The sequence below is a fragment of the bacterium genome (genome assembly GCA_023228325.1).
In the GTDB taxonomy this organism is placed as follows: Bacteria; Auribacterota; UBA6266; order UBA6266; family UBA6266; genus UBA6266.
Genome location: JALOBK010000033.1, coordinates 1 through 3,219 on the forward strand (window position 1 = coordinate 1; position 3,219 = coordinate 3,219).

General features: G+C 27.0%; 8 protein-coding genes. All 8 read right to left on the reverse strand.

Going from position 1 to position 3,219, the window contains the following annotated elements:
- Positions 1–18 precede the first annotated feature (18 nt).
- A complete protein-coding gene (locus M0R36_11330) occupies positions 19–348 on the reverse strand; it encodes a hypothetical protein (protein ID MCK9556382.1) in 330 nt (109 codons plus the stop codon).
- Positions 349–350: 2 nt separating this feature from the next.
- Complete coding sequence (locus M0R36_11335; protein MCK9556383.1) at positions 351–800, reverse strand: hypothetical protein; 450 nt, start codon at positions 798–800, stop codon at positions 351–353.
- 11 nt (positions 801–811) lie between these two features.
- Positions 812–1,180, reverse strand: a complete 369-nt coding sequence (locus tag M0R36_11340) for a hypothetical protein (protein MCK9556384.1) — start codon at positions 1,178–1,180, stop codon at positions 812–814.
- On the reverse strand, positions 1,131–1,334 hold the full coding sequence (locus M0R36_11345; protein ID MCK9556385.1) for a hypothetical protein: 204 nt from the start codon (positions 1,332–1,334) through the stop codon (positions 1,131–1,133). Before M0R36_11345 ends, M0R36_11340 begins: the two co-directional genes overlap by 50 nt.
- 33 nt (positions 1,335–1,367) lie before the next feature.
- The gene (locus tag M0R36_11350) at positions 1,368–1,868 is read right to left on the reverse strand and encodes a hypothetical protein (protein MCK9556386.1); all 501 of its coding nucleotides are present in this window, start codon (positions 1,866–1,868) and stop codon (positions 1,368–1,370) included.
- 87 nt (positions 1,869–1,955) lie between these two features.
- Positions 1,956–2,135, reverse strand: coding sequence for a hypothetical protein (locus M0R36_11355; GenBank protein ID MCK9556387.1), 180 nt, complete (start codon positions 2,133–2,135; stop codon positions 1,956–1,958).
- 694 nt (positions 2,136–2,829) lie between these two features.
- Positions 2,830–3,015: a hypothetical protein gene (locus M0R36_11360; GenBank protein ID MCK9556388.1), complete on the reverse strand. Its 186-nt coding sequence runs from the start codon at positions 3,013–3,015 to the stop codon at positions 2,830–2,832.
- The coding region (locus M0R36_11365) for a hypothetical protein (protein ID MCK9556389.1) at positions 3,012–3,219 on the reverse strand (208 nt) is incomplete at its 5' end. The genes M0R36_11360 and M0R36_11365, both read right to left, overlap by 4 nt.

Below are 3,219 nucleotides of genomic sequence, written 5' to 3' on the forward strand. Positions count from 1 at the left end.
CAAATAGTTCTTCGTGATTCATTTTCTACCTCTATTCCATTTTTCCTTAATTTTTCTTGCCTCTTCCAACATTTTATCGTATATTGTACATGCTTCATCAAATTCTATGTTTTTTTCTCTCATGAATTTAAATGCATGTGCCATCATGGTGCATTGATTTGACAATGCCAGTAAATCATTCTTTCCTTTTGCACAGTATGTTATTTTCCAATTATACTCAAGTCCTTCACCTGATTCTTTGACTACAGCAAGTCCGGTTATCTTATCAATGTCGAATTCTGTTCCATCTGCAAGTACAATCTTTTTAATCTCATATGTTGTATCTCCCATGTCTTTTATGCAATTCATCTTTATCCCTCCAAAATTTGATTAACTATGCCTTTGCATTCTTCAATAACATAGTCTAAATTTCTGTATTGACTTTCACCTGATTCAAGTTCTTTTCTATCAACACATTGTCTCTTCAAAATTTTTTCACTTCTGATTACCCAATATGGAGCAAAATCCATATAATGATAACAATCAAAGCCAATCCACATTACAGATTTTTTCTTTTTTATTTTCCAGTATTTCAATCCTTTCCCAATATATGTTATTCCTCCATGACAATCTATTCTATCTACAAAATCATTGTAATAGATTTCCTTGTAAAGTTTTGGACTTAATTTTGTAATTGCAACATATCCATTTAAATGTCCCTTCTCTGGATGTCTTATTATAAGACAATCAAAGCCTTTATACGAAAATCTATGCTTGTCTCCTTCTTGTTTTACTATTTCTAAAACATTGTCAAATATCAATTTTCTACCTCCTACAAATTTACAACAACAGATTCAATTTCCATTTTTTCTGCTGCCATAAAGTAACTTTTATATTTGTTTATCAATCTATTTTTAAGGACTGATAAATTTTTTCCAAATTCTTTAAGATTATCATTTCCTGCCTCATCTTTTTTACTAAAAATAATATCCTGCATAGATATAAAATCTATCTTTGTATTTCTTTTGAATTCTTTAATTGTCTTCGCTGGATTATTTTTAGTAATTCTTATAAATGCTCTTGATTTCACATTCATAAGCATATACTCGTTTTTGCCATGGCTAATTATAAATTTCATATTGGCCATTCTTTCAATTCTGTTGCCTATTTTTGAATTCTTCTTTTTTGAATAAATCTTCAAATCTATTTCTCCCCTTTAACTGATTTATTTTTTCTTTTAGTAAATTTTTTATATTATTTTTCTGAATAGTAAAAAAATCAGAATCAGCTCCAATTTTGTAAACACTAGACCTATAATTATCTGTGCTTATTTCTAATTTACTAACTTTTTCCATTTAGTCATCTCCCCTAAATTTTTGCCATCTATGTCAAATTAACACTGTCGAAAAATAGACAGGGTTAATAATTGTTGTCATTTTTTTTATAGAGTTTTTAACTCTTAGTTTAATTGTCTGCTCTGTAATTGCATATCTAAAGTGAGCATTGTAGTTAATTGTAATGTCTTTATACTTCATTCTGTGGAAGAATTTACATTTGATAATATAAATATCCTCAGTTGAAAGCACTGCTAAAGCATTGTCAATATTATCTATTTGATTTTGCTTTTCTAGTAATTTAGTTTCTGCTTTTGCTTTCAGCTCTCTAATAATCTGAGAATTAAGATTGTGGGCTGTTTCTTTTCGTGTTACTTCTTTTTCTACAATGCTAAAAATAGTTGAAATATACTTAATTCCCATATAGTTTATTTTTTTGTAATAATCTAATTCACTCAAATCACTTTGTCTAAGCAGTTGTTCATAATATGCAATATTGTCCTGTATATTTTTTATGTCTGCTTTTATGTCAACGTATGAATATAATATTTTCATTTCCAGCCCTCCCATGTTATAATATTTTGACATAAGAAAAAACTGGATTTTTATTTTTGCCAGAGCTGGAAATCCCAGCTCTTTTTTTTACTCTAATTTATTCAAAATAATTATTTTTTCAAGCTTTGCAATTCTTTCTTCTAGTGCTGAATTTTTCTTTATCAATTGCTTGTTTATTGAATCCGTAATTCTCATTTTTACCTCAAGATTATGAATACTCGTTCTTACATCAAGAGGTAAGAGCTTTTTATCTCCAAAAAGCCACATTACTTCTCACTCTCCTATCCAAAAATTTTAATTTTAATTATTCCGGCAATTATGCCTAGAATAATTATTAGTATTATTTGCATATATTTTTTCATTTGTTACCCTTTCTATTTTTATCAATTTGCATAAGGTTTTAATATAGTAACTGCTGTGTGAAATTTTAATATATATAATTACACCTATTTCATATTCAAAATGTTTTTGTCCTTGTTTATCCTTATGTCAAATTGACTTAAAATTGATTTTAATCTATTTGTTTTTTAATACCATTAATTTCTTTCAAAATCACCTCTAGAATCGTCTCAAATTTTTTAAGTAATTTTATAGCTCTAACTTATTTAAATTAATTCTAGGTATGTTTTTGCTCGATATTTATGCGTTTATTCTTGCATTTATATATCTAGGATTAATTATAATAGTAAATGCTTAAAAATATACATGTTAATTTAAAATCAATTCTAGGTGCAATTTTGAGCTAAATTTGATATACTTATTTTCATATCAAATTGCAAATTTCTAATTTAGTTATCAAAATAAAATTTTATTTAGTTTGGAGCTGTTTCCAGCTCCTTTTTATTTTTTTTCTTCAGCAATTTTTTTTAAAAATTCTTCAACTTTTCTCTGTTCTTCTTTCAATTGTTCTTCGTTTTTAAACTCTTTCATTATCTTTGGAAGTTCAACTTTGTTATCTTTTTTATACTTCCTCATTATTTTCTTTCCCCTCCAATTTTAATAATATCTCCTGATACTTTTCAATATCAGCTCTAAGAACTTTTTCTATTTTTTTATCTCCTAAAAATGCTATCAATTCAGCATTTTCGAGGATATGTAACTGCAATAGTGCTATAACTGTCTTTTTTTCGTCATTTGTAAGTATCATTTGTTTATCACCTCAAAACTTTTTTGCACTAAGTCATTTACTGTGACCATTTTTGTCACAATCCTTTCACCTATTTTGATTGTCAAACAGAATTTGTCTGTGTATATTCTATTTACTCTGCCAGTTTGATATATTATTTTCTTGCCTTGCTTTTCTGAGAAATTAATAAATTGTCCAGTTTTAAGATTTTGAATATACATCATT